This window comes from Nocardia sp. NPDC004654, assembly GCF_040609595.1.
Classification (GTDB): Bacteria; Actinomycetota; Actinomycetes; order Mycobacteriales; family Mycobacteriaceae; genus Nocardia.
This window is the reverse complement of the sequence record NZ_JBEXKI010000002.1, coordinates 971,519-991,256: the sequence shown is the minus strand read 5'-3', so window position 1 is coordinate 991,256 and position 19,738 is coordinate 971,519. Positions and strand designations below refer to the sequence as shown.

The following is a 19,738-nucleotide window of genomic DNA, read 5'->3' as shown; positions in this document are numbered from 1 at the left end:
CGAGCTCGCGCAGCGCGTGATCGCTGTGCAGCGCCAGGGCCGTGGAGACGGCGCTGTGGACGTGCAGACGCGCCGGGCGCGACATGTCGCGGGTCGTCGCCGCGTCGCGAGATACCGCCTCCTCGTCACGCATTACCACGATCAACCTCCCAGTTGCACAGCCGATTCCGTCGCAACAGTCAACCTATCGCGATCTTTGGCCCATCAAACATCCGGAAATGGCGAGCATGCCGCCGGTCCTGTGCGCGCGAAGTTCGTTATCGCAGTGCTGAAACCACCGCTAGCGCAGCAAATCGAACTAGTCGTTGGCGAGGCCGAGGAACCCGGCATGGAACCACTCTTGATAGGCCTGCCGGATCATCTGCGCCCAGCCCTCGAGATCATGCGGCCGAAACGGCAGCCGCGGAGCGCTGTGCAGGTGGAATCCGGTGTCCTGCTGGAGATCCCGGGGGGCCGGTAGCTGTACCAGCTGAGCGCCGTAGGCTCCCGAGCTCAGGCGTTCGAACTTGACGCGTGCGTGTCGACCGTCCAGCTCGATCCCGACCAGCCGGAAAACCAATACCCCGGTCGCGGTGTCGTTCTGGTGCGATTCCTGGACTGGACCAACCGAACCCAGATCACCCAGCAACTGCGGATCCCGCCCCGACACGCCCCGACCTTCAGGTCGAGCTCGGCGACGAGCAACGCTGGCACCACGTCGAAACGCTGCTGCACAACACCACCATTCGCCTCTACACCCGCATTGCTGGCCTGTTCATGCTGCTGTTCGCTCAGCCACTGAGCAGGATCTGCCGGATGCGCGCCGACAGGTCCAACTGCAACCCGGCGGCACCGTCACCGTCACCTTCGAGACCATCCCCGTCGAAATGGCGGAACCGCTCGATCAACTGATCCGCGAACGCTTAGACCGCGGCGGCCCGGCCTCTTACGCCAACCATGGCATATGGCTCTTCCCTGGTCGCCTGCCAGTAAAACACCTGGTAACAGAGAACATCCGCGGCGAACTCGTCGCACGCGGCGTCCGCCCCAACCACGCCCGCAAAGCCGCGATGTTCCACCTCGCCGCCAGCATGCCCACACCCGTCCTCGCCGAACTACTTGGACTCGCTCCAACCACCGCCGGCCGATGGGCCGCTCTATCTGCTACCACCTGGGCCCAATACACCGCCATGCGCCGAACGAGCGGCACAGCCTCCTAGCCCCGTTGAATGCACTTGGAACTCATCGCCATTGTCGTCGCAGAGTATGACCCTGCCATCGACTTCTTCGTGAATACCCTCGGCTTCGACCTGGTCGAGGACGTCCCGTCACTGACCAACGACGGGCGGCCGAAACGATGGGTCGTCGTTCGCCCGCCCCACGCGCAGACTGGGATCCTGCTCGCCCGCGCCGACGGCAGCCGCCAACTCGCCGCCGTCGGCGACCAGACCGCAGGCCGCGTCGGATTCTTCCTTCGAGTGGAAGATTTCGACCAGGCATATACGCGGATGACCGCAGCAAACGTCGAGTTCGTGACGGAGCCCCGCACCGAACCCTACGGCCGGGTCGCCGTCTTCCTCGACATCTCAGGCAACCGCTGGGACCTGCTCGGCCCCTCGAGAGCCCACCAGCAGCCAGGAAAGACCAATAGTTCTCACGCGGCCGTTCGACTTGGTCGGACTACTACTCGGATCACGGTGAGCCGGGGCGTTGGCACGGCACCGGCTTGACCGCACTGGGCATCGATATCGGCGCGGAAGTGACCGAAGCGCAGATGAAGTCGCTGTTCGGGTTGGGTCGCCATCCGAACGCCGAGACGATCGAAGCCGCGGTGTACGACCGGCAGATCCATCTGGGCGCCAAACACAAAGACGCCGCCCGCGCGGCCGAGAACGCCTCGCGTTTGGGGAATCCGTTTCGTGTTCATGCCGAGGTTTCCGAATTCCGCAAACGGTGCGAACAGACCTTCCGAGAACACAATTGCGCGCACGGACGCGACCCGACAGCAGCGATTCCTCATGAAGAACGCGCGCGGATTCGCACGCATGTCTGCGCATCCGTGTCTGTGACCGAGCGGTACACCGGTGAAGTTCCGGTGTACCGGTGTGTTCAGCGGGGGCGAACGAGGCCCGCTTGCGCTTGGATGGCGCGGGTGGCGTTGTCCAGGTGGTGTGGTTCGGCGATCGTGGTGTTGCCCTCGTAGGTGACGCCCGCCGGCACGTCGTCGCTGCCTTGTGGATCGGCGTCCCAGAAGTTGTCCCGGTAGACGACGTTCTCCAGCGGCGGCACGACTTGCAGGACGGCGGTGTTGTCGGCACGCATGACCACGTTGTTCTCGACGGTCACCCAGGAGGCGCCGTAGTCGGTGTAGAGGCCGAAGTTGTACGGGGTGCGGGTGTCCGTGATGACATTGCCGCGGACGAGCGCGCCGTTGCCGGGGCCGTCGCCCTGGGGGCCGGCCAGGTAGATGCCGCCGCCGTCGGCCAAGGTCGTGAGAGTGTCCGTGACGAGGTTGTGCAGCAGGCGGGTGCCGCGCGCGGGTCCGGCCACGATGCCGCAGTGCGGCACGTCGGTGACCTGGTTGCGCGTGACGGTGCAGTCGAGGGTATCGCTGATCGCGATGCCAGGAGAACCGGAGTAGTCCAGACCGATCTGGTGGACGCGGTTGTCCTCGATCAGTACGTCCCGGCTGCCGGTGGCCGTGATACCGGAGGCCGCGAGAGTGTCGAAGTCGCAACCACGCACGATGAGGTTCGCGCCGTTGGAGAGCCCGAGCCCGGTGGCGCCCAACCTGGTGAACCGGCAGTCCTCGATACGGACGTCGGTGCTGTCGTCGACACGAACGCAGGCAGGAATCCTGGCGGATTCCCGCGGGACGGTCACCCACATCTGTCCCTCCACGATGGTGACCGTGTCGACCGGGCCGCCTTCGTAGTAGCCGCCGCCGTGATAGTGCAGGAAGCCTTCGGCATGGGGGCGCAGCCAGGTGGCCTCGGCGAAGACCAGCCCCTGGAAAGCGACGCCGGTCGCGCCCGTGACATGCAGCAACACCTCGAGAACGGGAGCGTTCACCTCGGTGCGTTCAGGCTCTTCGTCGGGACGTGGCAGGTAGTGCAGGACGTGCTGGCCGGGCCTCGAGCGGTCCAGGACGAAGGTGCCCGGTTCGGTGAGGAAGACAGGGTCGTTCTCCACCCTGGTGGGCAAGCCGGGGCCGTGCGAGGTCTGTCCTTCCCACGCGAAGTTGTACAGGTCGTGGGCTCGGGCGAAAGCAGGCTGCGCCATGGCGATCGTCGTCGAACCTTCGCTGACGACTGCATCGGCCACCGCGCAGCGGGCCTCGGTCCACGGGTAGATGCCCCGGTAGACGAACTCGACGTCGGCCGGGCTCTGCCAATTGAGCGTGACGTCCGTGACGTAACCCGTTTCGGTGCTGGTCACAGCGCCGGGGAGGGTGTCGATGGCGGCACGTTCGGCTCTGCGCCCGTCGACATAGAGCTGGCGAGTGTCCAGCTCGCCCACATCGGCCAGCCAGACCCCGTCACGTACACGCCAGCCGGTGATGTGTCGGCCGCCGCTGATCATGGCTTCCTCCTGCGTGGCGGTCCCGTAACCGTAGGCCTGAAAGACTATGTCCCCCTTGGTGACCGCGAGGGGTTCGCGCAGGATGTGCCGTCCCGCCCTGAGGTGGGCGACGATTGTGCCGGTGCCGTCTCCCGCGGCCTGCGCGACCCGGCCGAGCGTGGCGAACGGCTGGCTCTCGGTGCCCGGCCCGGAGTCGTCGCCATTCGGATCGACATAGAACTCCAGCATGTAGCAACCCTTCTGTACGTTTATGGTGTACACAAGATATAACACCATAGACGGCGGGAGGCCAATGATCGACGACAAAGCGGAGGATCCCGACCACGGGGTCGAATTGCTGTGGCGGGAGCGCGAACTGGAGCCGCGCCGGGGGCTGAGCCTGGGACGGATAGTGCGCGCCGCCATCGAACTGGCCGACGCCGAGGGCCTGGAGGGCCTGTCGATGCGCAAGGTAGCCGAGCGGCTCGGCTTCACCACGATGTCGCTCTACCGCCATGTGCCCGGACGCGACCAGCTCGTCGACCTCATGCTCGATGCCGTCCTCGGGGAAGCCCACCCCTCGGTCGGCACCGGAGACGGCTGGCGGGCGCGACTGGAGTCGTGCGCCCGCAGCGAATGGGAGCTGCGCACGCGCCACCCCTGGATGGCCGAGGTGCGCGGCAGCCGTCACCTGCCCGGCCCCAACGGCGTCGCCTCCTATGAACGCATGCTGAGCGCGATCGCCGAATCCGGCCTGCCCCCCGCGGAAGTGATCGCCGCGGTGAATCTGGTCGGCCGGTTCGTCGACGCCGAGGCCCAGACGTTGGTGGAGACCGCACGGCAGGAACGACAGAGCGGGGTGAGCGAGCGGGAATGGTGGGGCGCTCGCGACACGCTCTACCAGCGCCTCGACCGCTACCCGACGCTCACGGCCCTGTGGGAAGCGGGCGGCTACGACGAGCCAGAGGCCCCGTTCGAGTTCGGGCTCGCGCGCGTGCTCGACGGTATCGAGATGCTCATCGCCCGCAGTCGTGATGAAACTCGTGATGAAAGATGTCTGATGTGCGGGAAGCCGGTGCAGCGACCCGCCTCCGGCCGACCGCGCCTCTACTGCTCACGCGCATGCCAACAGCGCGCTTACCGAAAGCGACTCGACAAGTGACTACCCTGCCTCACCGGCTGGCGCGTTCATCATGAAAATCTCACGGAGGGCTTGGTTTTCTGTCCTCAGCGCGGAGATGCCGCGCGGGAAAGGAACCCATCCCATGAAGATCAAGTCCGCGATCGCCGCTGCCACACTCACCCTCGGGCGCCGTGGCCGCCGGCCGGTTCGGTGAGCGGGTGGTCCGGAGGGGTCGGGCCATCCGAACCCCCGCGCGGCGGGCGGTGGCGCCCTCGCCACGATCGCGCTGCCGCCGCCCGTACTCGGACAGTCATCATTCAGCTGTCCAACGAGCATCCACCCAAGGCATAGGCGATCGCGGCGTCGAAACCGAGCGCGGCGCCCTCCCCCCAGGCCGCGGCGTATGCCTGTTCGCTCATCGCCTGGCGGGTTCGGCGCTCCCACTCTGCTTGGGCTGGGAGCAGGTCCGCGAGCCATATCGGCGAAGTGCCCACCGACCGGCCGATCTGCTCGGCGGCCGCCATCAACACGACCGCCCGTTCGGCCTCCTGCTCTTCTGTGGCAATCCACGCCAATGCTCGTAAGCACATGCTCGCGTTCGTGCGGTCTTTCACCGTCCGGTTCACCCGCAGTGCCTCCGCGAGCAATCCGGTCGCCCGCGGGAAGTCTCCTCCCCGCCACGATGCCACCGCCAGCGACCACAGCACATAAGGCCGGTACATCGCTTCACCGTGATCGTCGGTGAGCGCGAGCGCGTGCTCGTAGCACTCGATGGCCTTCTCGGTGTCGTGGCCCAGATCGTGGACGGCCCCGAGGTTCGTCAGGGCGTCGATCTGGAAGAGCACGTCCCCATCTTCCGCAGACACCTCGACGGCCTTCTCGAGGTGCGGGCGTGCGGCCGAGGGATTCCCGCTGAACAGTGCGAGAACTCCCTCGGCGAAGTCGATGCGAGCGCGGGTCCCTGGGTCGGTCGTCTCCTCGACCAGTGCGCGCCCTTGGCGCACCCAGCCGGCCGCCGCGGCAAGGTCACCCTGCACCGCGGCCATCAGGCAGGCGGCGTAGAACGCCCCGGCTTGGTCGGTAGTGAGTTCTCCGGTGCGCAGCGCCAGCAGGCGATCCAGCCAGCGTCGCCCTTCGCCCAGCGAGCCTTGGGAAAACCAGAAGGGCCACACAGCCGCGGCGATCCGAATGCCGACGTCAGGACTCTCCGACACGGAGAATTCCAGCGCTTGCCGCAAGTTCGGTCGCTCCCGACGCAGCCTGCCGACCCACTCGAGTGCCCGGGTACTGGAAAAGCCCGCGTTCGCATCCAGCGCCAGCCGTTCGCACCAGTCGCGGTGGCGGCGGCAGATCTCGAGGTATTCGCCGGTCTCTCTTGCCTTTTCGCGGCCGTAGTCGCGCACGGTATCGAGCATGCCGAACCCCACCTCGGTCCCCGCTTCCTCCCTCGTCAGGATCGACTTGTCGACGAGGGAGGCCACCGTATCCAGGAGATCCTCCGCCGGATCACCACAGACGTACTGCGCGGCCTCGAGTCCGAAGCTTCCGGCGAACACCGACAACCGCGCCCACACCCGTTGTTCCGCCGGTGTGCACAGGTCGTGGCTCCAGTCGATACACACGCGCAGCGTCTGCTGCCGCGGTGGGGCGCTGCGGCTCCCACGAGTCAGCAACGCGAACCGATCGGTCAACCGCCGCAACACCTGCTCCGGCGACATCACCCGCAGCCACGCCGTCGCCAGCTCGATCGGCAACGGCAAACCGTCCAGCCGCCGACAGATCCGAGCGATCGTGACCTTGTTGTCCTCGGTGATCTCGAACCCCGCGACAACCGTGGCAGCACGCTCGGCGAACAACCTCATCGCGTCGTCGCGCGACAGGTTCTCGGGCAGCCGATCGGGATCGGGGACCGCCAGCGGCTGAATCGGCAGAACCGCCTCTCCGTCGAGACCGATCGGCTCGCGACTCGTCGCCAGAATTCGCAACCCGGGACACGTCCGAAGCAGCGAGTCGGCGAGCTCGGCCACCGCGTCCACCAACTGCTCGCAATTGTCGAGTACGAGCAGCGATTCCCGATCGGTAAGGAATTCCACGAGTACCTCGCGCAGCGGCCGCACCGACCGGTCCTGCAACCCCAGCGCCGCCGCCACGATGCCCCACACCAGCGACCCGTCGCGCACCTCGCCGATATCCACGAAGGTCGTGCCGTCGGTGAACTCGGCCTCGGCAAGGGTGGCGACCCGCACCGCCAGCCGCGTCTTGCCCACCCCGCCGATCCCGGTCAACGTCACCAACCGCGAGGTCGACAACGCGTTGCTCGCTTCGACCAGTTCCGTGCGCCGATCCACGAAACTGGTCAATTCCAACGGAGTCCTACCCGACCGGCCCGAACGCGACGAGGTCGCGGACGCTCGGCGGACGCGCATTGCCGAGGAAGGCTTTCCGAGTTCGGCTCGCGGAGAGTCGTTCTCAGTGTCGGGTGGCGTGCGCAATGCCATCTCGTCGACCGAAAAACCATGATGGGCTTGCGATGTCCGGAGTCGCTCACCCAGTTCCGCGGCGGTCGGGCGGTTGCCCGGGTCGCGGCACATGGCACTTTCGATGATGGCGCTGACCTCTTCCGCGATGCCGTGCTCCCGCAGATCGGGCACCGGCTCGGAGGTGATCCTGACGAATTGAGCCACCACCTGCTCGCCGCTTCGGCGTTCGAATGCGGCATGGCCGGTGATCGCGGCGAACAATGTCGCACCGAGACCGTAGACGTCCGCGGCAGGCGTCACCGGCTCGCCCGCTATCACTTCCGGAGCGGTGAAAGCCGGTGTACCCGTGATGATTCCGGTGCCGGTGACGAACCCGCCCGCGAAATGGGCGATTCCGAAGTCCACCAGCGTCGGCTCGTCGTAGTCGGTGAAAAGGATGTTCGCGGGCTTGACGTCGCGGTGCAGAATCCCGAAGCGATGCGCCGTCTCGAGCGCCCCGGCCATCTTCACCCCGAGCCGCAGCGCTTCCCCTAGCTCCAGTGGTCCGTTGTGGCGAATCCGTGCGTCCAGGGAACCGTGCGCGTAATACGGCATGACGAGGAATGGGCGACCGTTGCCGGTGGCGTCGGCATGGAGGACATCGACGATGTTGGGATGTCCGGTCAGCCTGCCCGCCGCCCGCTGCTCGCGGAAGAACCGCGCCCGATTGTCCTCGTCGAGATCGGCCGTGAGCACCTTGACCGCCACCACGCGGTCGAGCGCGGCCTGCCTGCACCGATAGACCGCGCCGAAACCGCCACGACCGATCTCCACGGCGTCCTCGAACCCGGCCGCGGCCAGCTCCGCCACGACCGAACCGGACACGTCGCGTTGCGTCGCGAATGAATCGGCGCCGGCCATCGACCTACACCGATCCATCCGATCCAAGCCAGGTCGAATGCACCACTGCGCACCTCTCGATGACGTCTTCCCAGAATATCGCCGGTTGGCCACACCCGACGAGAACCCACTTGTTCCGACCGGCATCGGCTACGCCGGTCACCGCGGCGTGAGTCGGCGCAACACCTCGACGCCGTCGGCGGCGATGTCGGAGGCTCGCCTTCGGCGGATATCCACTGGCTACAACCCGCCTGGACACGGGATCATTACTCACCTGCAGCGCTCGTCGATACGAGACCAGAGGGGGAGCATGAGTTCACGCGCGACGGCGGTCGAGCTGGTTCTGCGTTTCTACGGCCGGGAAATGGCCTCTCGTAAGGGCATAACGATTCCGGCGTTGCTGGGGCCGGCACTCGGCAATATCTGCAACCTGTACATCGCACCGCTGATCGTCGCCATGGTTGTCGGCCGGGTCGCGGCCACCGGCGATACGAGTTTCGGGGCCCTTGCTCCGTACATCCTCGCCTTCGGTGGCACCCTGCTGCTCGCGGAACTGCTGTGGCGCATCGGAATTCACTGCCTCAACCGAGTCGACGCCTACGGTATCGAGCACCTGCACGTGGTCGCCATGGACGAGCTGCTCGCCAAGGACGCGGCGTTCTTCCACAACAACTTCGCCGGTTCGCTGACGAAGCGCTCGCTCAGCTTCGCGGCTCGGTTCGAACAGTTCGTGGACACCCTCGCTTTCGAGGTCCTGGCGGCACTGGTGCCGCTGGTGTTCGCCTCGATCGTGTTGTGGCGCTACAACCCCGTGCTGGTCGCCGTGCTGGTGGGAATGATCGTGGTGACCGTGCTGGTCATCATCCCGTTGGTCCAGCGCCGCCAGAAGCTCGTCGACGACCGCGAGGCCGCCATCGCGCGGGTTTCCGGGCATGTGGCCGACAGCCTGGCCAATATGCAGGTGGTGCGCGCCTTCGCCGCCGAACCGCAGGAGGCGGCCGAGCATCGACGGCGGGTGGCCTCGTCGCGGCGAAAAACGGTGCGCTCCTGGGATTACGCGAACCTGCGGATAGATACGCTGGTGGCGCCGCTGGTGGTACTCACCAATGTGATCGGCCTGCTGATCGCGTTGGGACTCAGCCGCGGCAACGCGGGGGTGGAGGCCATTGTTGTGGCATTCACCTACTACTTCAACGCCACCGGGATCATGTTCCGGTTCAACCAGATCTACCGACGGTTGGAGACCGTGCTCACCGAGGCGGCGCAGTTCACCGAACTGCTGCTCGACGAACCGAAGGTGCTCGATATCGAACATCCGGAACCACTGCGACCCAAGGGCTTCGACGTGCGGTTCGAGGGGGTGGACTTCACACACGGTGGCGCGCGGCAGCTGTTTCACGGACTGGATCTGCACGTGCCGAGCGGCGCCAAGGTAGGCCTGGTGGGACGGTCCGGGGGTGGCAAGACCACCATCACCCAATTGCTGCTGCGGTTGATGGATATTCAATCCGGAACGATACGCATCGGCGGGCAGGACATCGCCCGGCTGCGGCAGGCGGATCTGCGCGGTCTGATCGCCTACGTGCCACAGGATCCGGCCATGTTTCACCGGACCCTGAGCGAGAACATCCGGTTCGCGCGCCCGGACGCCACGGACGAGGAGATCACGCGGGCCGCCAAGGCCGCGCACGTCACCGAGTTCGCGGACGCGCTACCGCAGGGTATGGAAACGCTGATCGGCGAGCGCGGCGTGAAACTGTCCGGCGGCCAGCGCCAGCGGGTCGCGCTGGCCCGGGCCATCCTGCGGGACGCGCCCATCCTGCTCCTGGACGAGGCCACCAGCGCACTCGACTCGGAAAGCGAATCGCTTGTGCAGCAGACGCTCTGGGAGTTGATGGAAGGACGGACGGCACTGGTCGTCGCGCACCGGCTGAGCACTGTGGCCGGGATGGACCGGCTGGTGGTGCTCGACAACGGGCGAGTCGTCGAGCAGGGGACACACCAGGAGTTGCTCTGCGCGCAAGGAACATACGCGCAGCTGTGGCGGCGCCAATCGGGTGGGTTCCTCGGCGAGGACGTGGTCGCCCGTCAGGATTTCGACTGAAACAAGCGGCGGATGCGCCCGCGGATGCCGACGGCGTCCCGAGGTGCTGGCGCGGCGGTTTCGGCGGCCGTTTCGACCGCGGTCGCCTGCGCGAGTCGCATGTGCAGTCGTTCGCGGACCTGGTCCGGAGTGTAGGCACGGCGACGGCGCTCGGCGCGCACGATCACCACACCGGTCGCGACCACACCTGCCGCACCCGCCAAACCCACTGCCTTCCACCACCGCATACCGCATAGGCTACGTCCATGACGGGGACGAGCATCAGTCTCGATCGAGCGCTCGAGATCACCAGGACCGGTGACATCTGGCTGTTTCGTGGCCATTCGGCAGCCGACCGTGCGATTCGCATGACGACGAACAGCCCGGTCAACCATGTCGGCATGTCGGTCGTGCTCGACGATCTGCCCGCGCTGATCTGGCACGCCGAGCTGGGCCGATCACTGCCCGACATGTGGACCGGCGTCGCGCACCGCGGCGTCCAGTTGCACAACCTGCGCGACGCGGTACTGGTGTGGGCGCACCGCTACGGTCAGCAAGCCTGGTTGCGCCAGTTGAACCTTCCGGCGACCAAAGAGATGGAAGACAGCTTGCTGCGCACCATCGCCCGACTCGACGGAACCCCCTTCCCTTCCACCGCCGGTCTCGCCGGACGCTGGCTACGCGGCCGGGTGCGGCTCCCCCGACGCCGATCGAACCGAGCGGCCGCCAAGGAGCTGGAAAGCGCGTACTGCGCGGAGATCGTGGCCGCGACCTACCAATCGATGAGACTGCTGTCGCAACACCGAAGCCCCAACTGGTACGACCCCGGACGGTTCTGGAGCGGTGACGGACTGGAGCTCGGTGGCGGCTACGAACTGGGTGGCGAAATAGCCGTGCAGATACCCGCCGGACCGGACTCCTGACGACCGCACACGACTGCGATGCAGGGTGTCCCTATCGACTCGGCTGAACCGCCGCCGCCGGATGCGGCGCGCTGCGCAGCTCCCACCAGCAGGCGAGCAAGATGGCGGAGTACGCGGCGGTGACCGCCGCGAACGGTAGCCCGACCACGATCATCAACAGCGGCAGCAGCGACATCAGCGTTCCCCTTCGTCGATCGACAAGCCGTCCCGAGCTCGTTCACGTCGCTGTGCACCGCAGCCCCCGGCCGGATGCGGCAGTACCCAGAACCGCGGCGGTGTAACGCATTTCGATCGAACACGGCGCATGAGGTTGCATGCGCAGGGTCAGAGACCGAGATAGAACCGAATCGTCGTGCCGTCGCCACCGGTGTGCACGCGCACCAGATCCGCCATGTAGTGGACCAGAATCAGCCCCCGGCCGCCGACCTGTCCAGGCTGCGGTGGCCTGCGACCGGCCAGCGGATCGGTCAGCCGCCCGCCATCACGAACCTCGCACACCAGCTGCCCTTGCTCGGCCCAGATCGCGCAGGTCCCGCTGCCGCCGCCGTGCACCACGCTGTTGGTCGTCAGCTCGCCGACCGCGAGCTCGGCATCCTGCAACCGCTCGCCCCGCAAGCCCAGCCTCCCGGCCTGCTCGACGGCGAAGTGCCGGACAGCCCGAAGCTCGTCCACGCCGAAGGGAAAGACGGCGGCATCCGGCGCGGTCGGCAGCGACTGGTTGTAGCGGGCCACGATCGCCTGCCAGTCGTAGACATCGCTGGCCGCCTCGCGCCCGTCGCTGATGAGGGTGGGGTGGGTGATACGGGCGTCGGCCAGCACACCCGCGTCCAGCCGGACCTCGTCGTAAGGGCACAGGATCGTCACCGCCCGGCCTTCGAAGGCCGCGTTGATCAACGCCTCGTGCTGCGCGCACGCGGGGTACTCCACCGCGCTGCGTCCGGCCCAGATCGGCTCGCCGATGATGCGCACCCGTCCTTCGGGGTGCGCGTCGGCGAAGCCCCTGAGCACCTTGGGAATGATCCGCCCCGGATTGCGACCGGCCTCGGTCATGTCCAGGAACAAGATGCCCTCGGCGTCCGCGCCCAAGCCGTTCCTGATCAGTTCCAGGTTGGGGCCGGGTACCGCGACTGCCATCGGCTCGCCCGCCGCCATGCCCTCCCGCAGGAACGACACCGTCTGCTGGGTGTACTCCTGTTCTGTGCGGTAGAACAGGGCGGGATGTTCGAACGCCTCGCTTGCGGCCACTGCGCTCATCGCGGCGTCACCTCGATTCGGTTCAGGTTCGGCCAGAACATCTCCAGTACCCGCGGCAGCGACGGCGGTGGGGATTCCACCACCACCCGCCCGGCGGGCAAGCGCATCGCGGTCACCGCGAGCGCCGTCGCCCCGGATACATCGATGTAGGCCACATCCGACAGCTCGATATAGGAGACATCCGTGTGGCACCGGGCCAGCTCGGCCAAGGCGTCTTCCCAGGACGAGCAAGTGACCGCGGTGATCTCGCCGGAAGCGCGTAGTCCGGGGCGATCCGGTAGCGCGCTCACTTCCAGCTCCGTCGTTCCGGACAGCGCTCCATCGGAGTCACCCACCGCGAGTGGGGCATCCACCTTCGGACTCCTTCGACACCGTCGGCCGCCTGCTGGCCGTCGCAGCCAGGACCAGCGGAAGGACGACCCTTCCAGCGGCACAGTGTATCCGGGTGGGTCAGGCGGCAAACATTCCCATACCCCAGGGCGATCAGGCGCTGTCGCGCCCGGCGCCATGGCTCACGTGGATACCGACCACGCAGGTGTCGTCGTCGGTGTTGGCGTCGCTGCCGTCGAGCAGGTGGTCCAGACGATCGTCCAGGGTTCCGGTGAACTCCGCCGAGATCGCGAGCAGTCGTTCCACGCAGTCGTCCAAGTACCGGTCGCGGCGCTCGATGAGACCGTCGGTGTAGAGCAGGAGGGTGTCGTCCGGTTCCAGCTGGAGTTCGGCTTCCTCGTAGACCGCCTCCGCCACCGCGCCGAGGATCATGCCCTTGATGGTGGGCAGGGTCGAGGCGTGGCCCGCGCGGATGAGCACCGGCGGGAGGTGTCCCGCGCGGGCCCAGCGCAGCACCTGTGTCTGCGGGTCGTAGAGGCCGCAGACGGCGGTGGCGAAGATGTTGTCGGTCAGGTGGTGAGCGACCAGATTCAGCCACGTCAGCATCTGGCCCGGCCCGGCGCCCGTGGCGGCGAGACCGCGCAGAGCGTTGCGCAGCACCACCATGCCGGTGGCCGCCGCGATGCCGTGGCCGGTGATGTCGCCGACCGAGACCAGAATCTTCTTGGACGGCAACACGATCGCGTCGTACCAATCGCCGCCGACCAGGTGGTCTTGCTCGGTCGGCTGGTAGCGCACCGCGATCCGCAGACCGAAGGCCTCGGTGGACGGCTGCGCGTCGGGCATGATCGCCTGCTGGAGTTGCCGCGCGAGGCGGCTCTGCTCGGCGGCGTGCTCCTCGGTGTGCGTGAGCCGATCGCGCGTGGCCGACAGCGCGATCTCGGTCCAGTGTTGCGACGAGATGTCCTGGTAGGCGCCGCGAATGGCGAGCAGGTGCCCGGCCGCATCGGCCACCGGTTCGGCGATGATCCTGATGTGCCGGATCACACCGTCCGGCCGGATCAGGCGGAACGCCGTGGAAGCCGGACGGCGATAGCGCAGCAGGGTCCGCAGAAACCGTCGCACCGCTTCGGTGTCGGCCTCGTCGACGTGACCTGGCAGCTGCGCCAGCGGGATGGGATCCGCCGTCGGCGCCAGCCCGTGCAGGGCGAAAAGCTGGTCGCTCCAGGTGATTTCGCCGGTGGCCGCGTTCTCCTCGAACCCGCCGACCCGGCCGAGACGCTGGGCGTGCTGCAACAGCGCCGCCAGCCGCGCCGCCTCGTCCTGCACCCGCCAGACCATCAGCACGGCGTCGCCGTGCCTGCTGATACTCAGCGCCGCCGAGACCGTCAGCGGTACCTGGTCGACCAGTTCGGTCAGCGTCACCCGCTCGGCGCGGTAGGTCTCGCCGGTGGCGAAGACGTGCTCGATCCGCTCGAACAGCCGTCCCTCGCTCGCGGCCATCGGGTACGACTCGAGCAGCAACGTGCCCCTGATCAGGCCGCGGGCGCGACCGGCCGGGTCGACGAAGCAGGTGTTGACGTGGTGGACGCGGAAATCGGCGAGCGTGCCGTCGTCGTCGAGGTGGGGCAGCAACACCAGCGCGGGGTCGAACAGGCCGTCGGACAGCCGCACCAGATCCGCGACGTCGGGCCGGTCCGACGCGTGCACCGCGGCCAGGTCCGATTCCAAAGTGTGCGCGCACAACTCGGCGAGCGCTTCCAGCTGCCGGTGCACCTGAGGCGGCTGTGGCTCGAGCGGCTGCGGCCAGCACACCTCGAGCACGCCGAGCAGTTTGCCGCCCGCACCCACCGGGATCGCCGCCCGCCCGCCGCCGCGGTGGCCGATCGACGGCAGACCGGCCTGGCTCAGGTTCTCGATCCACTGCGCGGCGCGGTTCACCAGCGCCTGCCGCGCCGGGGTGGCCAGACCGGGCGGCACATAGCGCCACCGCTGGGCCTCGTGCGGGCCGATCCCGGCGAAAGCCACCAGCGTCAGCGACGCGTCGGTCCCGGCAGCCCAGATCGCCACGGCCGTGGCGCCCAGCGGTGCGACGGCGTGCTCGAGCACCGACTCCGCCACGCGCTGGGTGTCGCCCGCCGCGAGCAACCCGCTCTCGGCGGTGCGCAGTCGCACGGCCGCCGTCGGCTCGCTCGGTGTGGCGGTGCTCAGCAGGAACTGGCCCACCGCCGCGCTGACTTTGTCCTGCGCCGCCTGGTTGACCAGGTCGGCGGCCAGTTCCAGTGTCGTGACGCCCGCCTGTTCGGACAGGGTGTCCAGCTGGCGCGCCGCCTGCGCGGGCCCGCACCGAAGCCGTTCGATCAGAACGCCTTTGGCCATCTCGATCAGCGCCCGACCGTCGGCGGTGGCGTGCGCCCGCTGGACCTCCTTGCGCAGCCGCTCCACGGTGGCAGCGAGGCGGGTGACGGTGGGCTGCTCGGCCGGACGACCGTCCTGGATCACGGAGTCGCTGATGTCCGATTCGGTCATCAGGCACGCAGCCAGTGCTGAATGCGGGCGAGCAAGGCGTCCGCGTCGACGGGCTTGGTGACGTAGTCGTTGGCGCCCGACGCGAGGCTCTTGTCCCGATCGCCGAGCATGGCCTTGGCCGTCACCGCGATGATCGGCAGGTTCGCGTACTGCGGCATCTCGCGGATCGCCGCGGTCGCGGTGTAGCCGTCCATCTCCGGCATCATCACGTCCATCAGGATCAGATCCGTCTCGGGGTGGGCGAGCAGCTTGTCGATGCCCTCGCGCCCGTTCTCGGCGTGCAGCACGCCGATGCCGTGCAGTTCGAGAATGCTGCTGAGCGCGAACAGGTTACGGGCGTCGTCGTCGACGATGAGCACGGTGCGTCCGGCGAGTTCGCCGACCGGCTGCCGCGGCGCGGCGGCCGGTGTCTCCTCGCGGCGCACGAGGGCCAGCACGTCGCCGGGCGCTTCCGCGCTGACGTGCAACGCGATTCGCTCACGCAGTTCGTCGAGGCTGGACAGCAGCTCCAGCGGTTGACGCGAGATGCGTTCGTGCAGCAGGCGTTCCTGCTCGGCGTCGAGCCTGCGGTTGTGGGCGAGCACCGGGACGCTGCTCAGCGCGGCGTCTCCGTCCATCGTCTCCAGGAACAGCAGCGCGGCGCCGTCGGGCATGTCCAATTCCAGCACCACGCAGTGGAACGCCTCGGCGGCCATCGCCGCCGCCGCTTCCTCCACGCCGTTGGCGCTGACGATCTGGACGGGACCGCGCGGATCATTGCCCGCGGCGAGGTCGGCCACCGCGGTCTGCGCGACCAGCGACAGCAGGCCCTCCGGGCGTTCCTCCACGACCAGCAGCCTGCGCTGCTGCTGCGGCGTCGCGGCGCTCGGCGTGTAGTCGGAGCGGCTGTCGTCTTGCCGCGTGTCCTCGCGGTCGTGGTAGGGCGCCTCCTGGAAGTCCGGGCGGGCGACCGGGAGGTACAGGGTGAACGTGCTGCCCTGGTCGAGCGCACTGTCCGCGGTGATCGCGCCGCCGAGCAGGTAGGCGATCTCCCGGCTGATCGACAGGCCGAGCCCGGTGCCGCCGTACTTGCGGCTGGTCGTCCCGTCGGCTTGCTGGAACGCGCCGAAGATCGACTCCAGTTGGTGCGCGGCGATGCCGATGCCGGTGTCGATCACCCGGAACGCGATGGCCGGGCCGTGCCTGCGCACGGCGGCGGGCAGTTCCCGCGCCTCCGACGGCTCGATGCGCAACTCGACCGATCCGGTCTCGGTGAACTTCACCGCGTTGGACAACAGATTGCCGAGCACCTGCCGCAACCGCGAATCGTCGGTGACCAAATCGAGGGGCAGGCCGGGCGCGGTGGTGATGCGGAACCCGAGACTCTTCTGCGTCGTCATCGGCCGGAAGGTGGCCTCGACGTAGTCCAGCAGTTTGCGCAGCGGCACGCGCTCGGGCGTGATGTCCATCTTGCCCGCCTCGACCTTGGACAGATCGAGGATGTCGTTGATCAGCTGCAGCAGATCCGAACCCGCCGAGTGAATGATGCCCGCGTACTCGACCTGCTTGGGCGTGAGGTTGCGGGTCGGGTTCTGGGCAAGCAGCTGAGCGAGGATCAGCAGGCTGTTCAGCGGCGTGCGCAGCTCGTGGCTCATATTGGCCAGAAACTCCGACTTGTACTTCGACGCGAGCGCGAGCTGCTGGGCGTGGGTCTCGAGCTCCTGCCTGGCCTGCTCGATCTCGAGGTTCTTTGCCTCGATGTCGCGGTTCTGCCTGGCCAGCAGCGCCGCCTTCTCCTCCATCTCGGCGTTGGACGACTGGAGTTCTTCCTGACGGACCTGCAGCTCTTCCGAACGGGCTTGCAGTTCGGTGGTCAGGCGCTGGGATTCGACGAGCAATTCGTCGGTGCGGGCGTTGGCGATGATGGTGTTGACGTTGACGCCGACCGTCTCCATCAGCTGGTCGAGGAAGTCCCGGTGGATGCGGGTGAAGCGGTGCAGTGAGGCCAGCTCGATGACGCCGAGCACTTGGTCCTCCACCCCGATCGGCAGCACGAGCAGGTTGACCGGCGCCGTCCGCCCCAGCCCGGAGGAGATGGTGACGTAGTCCCCTGGCACGTCGTCGACCGCGATCGTGCGACGGCTGCGCGCGGCCTGACCGACCAGCGACTGACCGAAGGTGAACCGTGTCTCCCCGCCCGGCTCCTCCGGGCTTCCGTAGGAGCTGATCAATCGCAGCTCCGGCCGCTCGGCGGTGTCGTCGGCCAGGTAGAACGCGCCGAACTGCGCCGAGACCAGCGGCGCGAGCTCGTCCATGATCAACTCGGCCACCACGTGCAGATCGCGCTGGCCTTGCATGAGGCTGGAGATGCGAGCCAGGTTGGTCTTGAGCCAGTCCTGGTCCTGGTTGGCCTTGGTGGTCTCACGCAGCGACTCCACCATCGAGTTGATGTTGTCCTTGAGCTCCGCGACCTCGCCGGACGCCTCGACGGTGATGGAGCGGGTCAGGTCGCCCTCCGCGACGGCGCTGGTGACCTCCGCGATGGCGCGCACCTGGCGGGTCAGGTTGCCCGCGAGCTCGTTGACGTTCTCGGTCAGCCGCTTCCAGGTGCCCGAGACGCCCTCGACCTCGGCCTGTCCACCCAACCGGCCCTGCGACCCGACCTCGCGGGCGACGCGGGTGACCTCGGCGGCGAACGCCGAGAGCTGATCGACCATCGTGTTGATCGTGGTCTTCAGCTCGAGGATCTCCCCGCGCGCGTCCACGTCGATCTTGCGGGTCAGATCGCCTTGGGCGACCGCGGTGGTCACCTGGGCGATGTTGCGGACCTGGTTGGTCAGGTTGTTCGCCATGGAGTTGACGTTGTCGGTCAGGTCCTTCCACGTGCCCGCCACGTTCGGCACGCGAGCCTGACCGCCGAGCATGCCCTCGGTGCCGACCTCGCGGGCGACGCGGGTGACCTCGTCGGCGAACGCCGACAGCGTGTCGACCATCGTGTTGATCACGCCGGCGAGCGCCGCGACCTCGCCCTTGGCCTCCACGGTGATCTTCTGGCTCAGGTCGCCGCGCGCCACCGCCGTGGCGACCTGCGCGATCGAGCGAACCTGGTTGGTCAGGTTGGAGGCCATGACGTTGACGTTGTCGGTCAGGTCCTTCCAGGTGCCCGACGCGCCGCGCACCGTCGCCTGGCCGCCGAGGTTGCCCTCGGTGCCGACCTCGCGGGCGACGCGGGTGACCTCGTCGGCGAACGAGGAGAGCTGATCGACCATCGTGTTGATGGTCTCCTTGAGTTCGAGGATCTCCCCACGCGCGTCGACCCGGATCTTCTGGGTCAGGTCGCCGCCCGCGACGGCGGTGGTGACCTGAGCGATCGAACGCACCTGCGCGGTGAGGTTGTCGGCCATGACGTTGACCGACTCGGTGAGGTCCTTCCAGGTTCCGGAGACGCCCTTGACGTCGGCCTGCCCACCCAACCGTCCCTCGGTGCCCACCTCGCGGGAGACGCGGGTGACCTCGTCGGCGAAGGACGACAGCTGATCGACCATCGTGTTGATGGTGTTCTTCAGCTCGAGGATCTCCCCGCGCGCGTCGACCCGGATCTTCTGAGTGAGGTCGCCGCCCGCGACCGCGGTGGCGACCTGAGCGATCGAACGCACCTGCGCGGTCAGGTTGCCCGCCATGAAGTTCACCGAGTCGGTGAGGTCGCGCCAGGTTCCGGAGACGCCTTTGACGTCGGCCTGACCGCCGAGGATGCCTTCGGTGCCCACCTCGCGGGAGACGCGGGTGACCTCGTCGGCGAAGGACGACAGCTGGTCGACCATCGTGTTGATGGTGTTCTTCAGCTCGAGGATCTCCCCGCGGGCGGTGACCGTGATCTTCTGACTCAGGTCGCCGCGCGCCACCGCGGTGGTCACTTGCGCGATGTTGCGGACCTGGTCGGTCAAATTGCCCGCCATGAAGTTCACCGAGTCGGTGAGGTCGCGCCACACGCCGCCGACGCCGGGGACCTCGGCCTGGCCGCCCAACTGGCCCTCCGAGCCCACTTCCCTTGCCACGCGGGTGACTTCGTCGGCGAAGGAGGACAGCTGGTCGACCATCGTGTTGACCGTGTTCTTCAGCTCGAGGATCTCCCCGCGCGCGTCCACGTCGATCTTCTGCGACAGGTCGCCCTGCGCCACGGCGGTGGCGACCTGGGCGATGTCGCGCACCTGGCTGGTCAGGTTGCCCGCCATGGCGTTCACCGAGTCGGTGAGGTCCTTCCAGGTGCCGGACACGCCAGGCACTTCGGCCTGTCCACCGAGCCGCCCGTCCGTGCCGACCTCGCGCGCGACGCGGGTGACCTCGGAGGTGAACAGCGAGAGCTGGTCCACCATGCCGTTGAACACCATCGCGATCTCGCCGAGCAGCCCGTCGGCGTCGGTGGGCAACTGGGTGCCGAAATCGCCGTCGCGCACCGCCGTCAATCCGGCCAGTAGCTGGCGCAGCTCGACTTGTTCAGTGGCCGTAGCAGCCTGCTTCGGGGCGCGGGCCGGTGCCGCGGTATCCGTCATTGCCATCCTCGCTTCGTCCCGATTCGGACCGGATGAGGTCCGACTGGGCACGCCGACCCGCGCGACAC

Annotated in this window: 14 protein-coding genes; 5 read left to right on the top strand and 9 right to left on the bottom strand. The window is 67.6% G+C overall.

Annotated features, from left to right (window positions below; translation table 11 throughout):
• Positions 1–298: 298 nt before the first annotated feature.
• Positions 299–649 (bottom strand): hypothetical protein, encoded by a 351-nt coding sequence (locus ABZV58_RS10290; protein WP_354999814.1) that lies wholly within the window; start codon positions 647–649, stop codon positions 299–301.
• Between the two features lie 559 nt (positions 650–1,208).
• Between ABZV58_RS10290 and ABZV58_RS10285 the strand changes: the two genes are divergently transcribed.
• Both ABZV58_RS10285 and ABZV58_RS10280 read left to right on the top strand, forming a co-directional pair.
• The gene (locus tag ABZV58_RS10285) at positions 1,209–1,709 is read left to right on the top strand and encodes a VOC family protein (RefSeq protein ID WP_354999813.1); all 501 of its coding nucleotides are present in this window, start codon (positions 1,209–1,211) and stop codon (positions 1,707–1,709) included.
• On the top strand, positions 1,706–2,182 hold the full coding sequence (locus ABZV58_RS10280) for a hypothetical protein (protein ID WP_354999812.1): 477 nt from the start codon (positions 1,706–1,708) through the stop codon (positions 2,180–2,182). Before ABZV58_RS10285 ends, ABZV58_RS10280 begins: the two co-directional genes overlap by 4 nt.
• Here the strand turns inward: ABZV58_RS10280 and ABZV58_RS10275 are convergent.
• The gene (locus ABZV58_RS10275; RefSeq protein ID WP_354999811.1) at positions 2,089–3,789 is read right to left on the bottom strand and encodes a right-handed parallel beta-helix repeat-containing protein; all 1,701 of its coding nucleotides are present in this window, start codon (positions 3,787–3,789) and stop codon (positions 2,089–2,091) included. The two genes, ABZV58_RS10280 and ABZV58_RS10275, sit on opposite strands and share 94 nt — an antisense overlap.
• A gap of 64 nt (positions 3,790–3,853) precedes the next feature.
• On the opposite strand from ABZV58_RS10275, the gene ABZV58_RS10270 reads away from it, so the two are divergent.
• Positions 3,854–4,702, top strand: a complete 849-nt coding sequence (locus tag ABZV58_RS10270) for a TetR/AcrR family transcriptional regulator (RefSeq protein ID WP_354999810.1) — start codon at positions 3,854–3,856, stop codon at positions 4,700–4,702.
• A gap of 278 nt (positions 4,703–4,980) precedes the next feature.
• Here ABZV58_RS10270 and ABZV58_RS10265 read toward each other — a convergent pair whose 3' ends face one another.
• Positions 4,981–8,043 (bottom strand): protein kinase, encoded by a 3,063-nt coding sequence (locus tag ABZV58_RS10265; protein ID WP_354999809.1) that lies wholly within the window; start codon positions 8,041–8,043, stop codon positions 4,981–4,983.
• Positions 8,044–8,332: 289 nt separating this feature from the next.
• Here ABZV58_RS10265 and ABZV58_RS10260 point away from each other — a divergent pair, with 289 nt between their 5' ends.
• Positions 8,333–10,126, top strand: a complete 1,794-nt coding sequence (locus ABZV58_RS10260) for an ABC transporter ATP-binding protein (RefSeq protein WP_354999808.1) — start codon at positions 8,333–8,335, stop codon at positions 10,124–10,126.
• Here ABZV58_RS10260 and ABZV58_RS10255 read toward each other — a convergent pair.
• On the bottom strand, positions 10,111–10,353 hold the full coding sequence (locus tag ABZV58_RS10255) for a hypothetical protein (RefSeq protein WP_354999807.1): 243 nt from the start codon (positions 10,351–10,353) through the stop codon (positions 10,111–10,113). The two genes, ABZV58_RS10260 and ABZV58_RS10255, sit on opposite strands and share 16 nt — an antisense overlap.
• A gap of 18 nt (positions 10,354–10,371) precedes the next feature.
• Between ABZV58_RS10255 and ABZV58_RS10250 the strand changes: the two genes are divergently transcribed.
• Entirely contained in the window at positions 10,372–11,028 is a 657-nt protein-coding gene (locus ABZV58_RS10250; protein WP_354999806.1) for a hypothetical protein, read from the top strand.
• A 31-nt stretch (positions 11,029–11,059) separates the two neighbouring features.
• On the opposite strand, the gene ABZV58_RS10245 is transcribed toward ABZV58_RS10250, so the two are convergent.
• The 5 genes from ABZV58_RS10245 to ABZV58_RS10225 all read right to left on the bottom strand — a co-directional run bounded on the left by ABZV58_RS10245 (position 11,060) and on the right by ABZV58_RS10225 (position 19,670).
• The gene (locus ABZV58_RS10245; RefSeq protein ID WP_354999805.1) at positions 11,060–11,203 is read right to left on the bottom strand and encodes a hypothetical protein; all 144 of its coding nucleotides are present in this window, start codon (positions 11,201–11,203) and stop codon (positions 11,060–11,062) included.
• A gap of 149 nt (positions 11,204–11,352) precedes the next feature.
• Positions 11,353–12,282 carry a sensor histidine kinase gene (locus ABZV58_RS10240; protein ID WP_354999804.1) on the bottom strand — a complete coding sequence of 310 codons (930 nt, stop codon included), beginning with the start codon at positions 12,280–12,282 and terminating at the stop codon, positions 11,353–11,355.
• The gene (locus ABZV58_RS10235) at positions 12,279–12,635 is read right to left on the bottom strand and encodes an STAS domain-containing protein (protein ID WP_354999803.1); all 357 of its coding nucleotides are present in this window, start codon (positions 12,633–12,635) and stop codon (positions 12,279–12,281) included. Before ABZV58_RS10235 ends, ABZV58_RS10240 begins: the two co-directional genes overlap by 4 nt.
• A 130-nt stretch (positions 12,636–12,765) precedes the next feature.
• Positions 12,766–15,141, bottom strand: coding sequence for a SpoIIE family protein phosphatase (locus ABZV58_RS10230; protein ID WP_354999802.1), 2,376 nt, complete (start codon positions 15,139–15,141; stop codon positions 12,766–12,768).
• Positions 15,141–19,670, bottom strand: a complete 4,530-nt coding sequence (locus tag ABZV58_RS10225; protein WP_354999801.1) for a HAMP domain-containing protein — start codon at positions 19,668–19,670, stop codon at positions 15,141–15,143. The genes ABZV58_RS10230 and ABZV58_RS10225 overlap by 1 nt, the downstream gene beginning before the upstream one ends.
• Between the last annotated feature and the right edge of the window lie 68 nt (positions 19,671–19,738).

What these genes read in the sequence shown, in the direction of transcription:
- ABZV58_RS10240 (WP_354999804.1), bottom strand. Translation starts at nt 12,282, where the DNA reads ATGAGCGCAGTGGCCGCAAGCGAGGCGTTCGAACATCCCGCCCTGTTC.
- ABZV58_RS10245 (WP_354999805.1), bottom strand. Translation starts at nt 11,203, where the DNA reads ATGTCGCTGCTGCCGCTGTTGATGATCGTGGTCGGGCTACCGTTCGCG.
- ABZV58_RS10260 (WP_354999808.1), top strand. Translation starts at nt 8,333, where the DNA reads ATGAGTTCACGCGCGACGGCGGTCGAGCTGGTTCTGCGTTTCTACGGC.
- ABZV58_RS10270 (WP_354999810.1), top strand. Translation starts at nt 3,854, where the DNA reads ATGATCGACGACAAAGCGGAGGATCCCGACCACGGGGTCGAATTGCTG.
- ABZV58_RS10265 (WP_354999809.1), bottom strand. Translation starts at nt 8,043, where the DNA reads ATGGCCGGCGCCGATTCATTCGCGACGCAACGCGACGTGTCCGGTTCG.
- ABZV58_RS10285 (WP_354999813.1), top strand. Translation starts at nt 1,209, where the DNA reads ATGCACTTGGAACTCATCGCCATTGTCGTCGCAGAGTATGACCCTGCC.
- ABZV58_RS10225 (WP_354999801.1), bottom strand. Translation starts at nt 19,670, where the DNA reads ATGACGGATACCGCGGCACCGGCCCGCGCCCCGAAGCAGGCTGCTACG.
- ABZV58_RS10275 (WP_354999811.1), bottom strand. Translation starts at nt 3,789, where the DNA reads ATGCTGGAGTTCTATGTCGATCCGAATGGCGACGACTCCGGGCCGGGC.
- ABZV58_RS10230 (WP_354999802.1), bottom strand. Translation starts at nt 15,141, where the DNA reads ATGACCGAATCGGACATCAGCGACTCCGTGATCCAGGACGGTCGTCCG.
- ABZV58_RS10250 (WP_354999806.1), top strand. Translation starts at nt 10,372, where the DNA reads ATGACGGGGACGAGCATCAGTCTCGATCGAGCGCTCGAGATCACCAGG.
- ABZV58_RS10255 (WP_354999807.1), bottom strand. Translation starts at nt 10,353, where the DNA reads ATGCGGTGGTGGAAGGCAGTGGGTTTGGCGGGTGCGGCAGGTGTGGTC.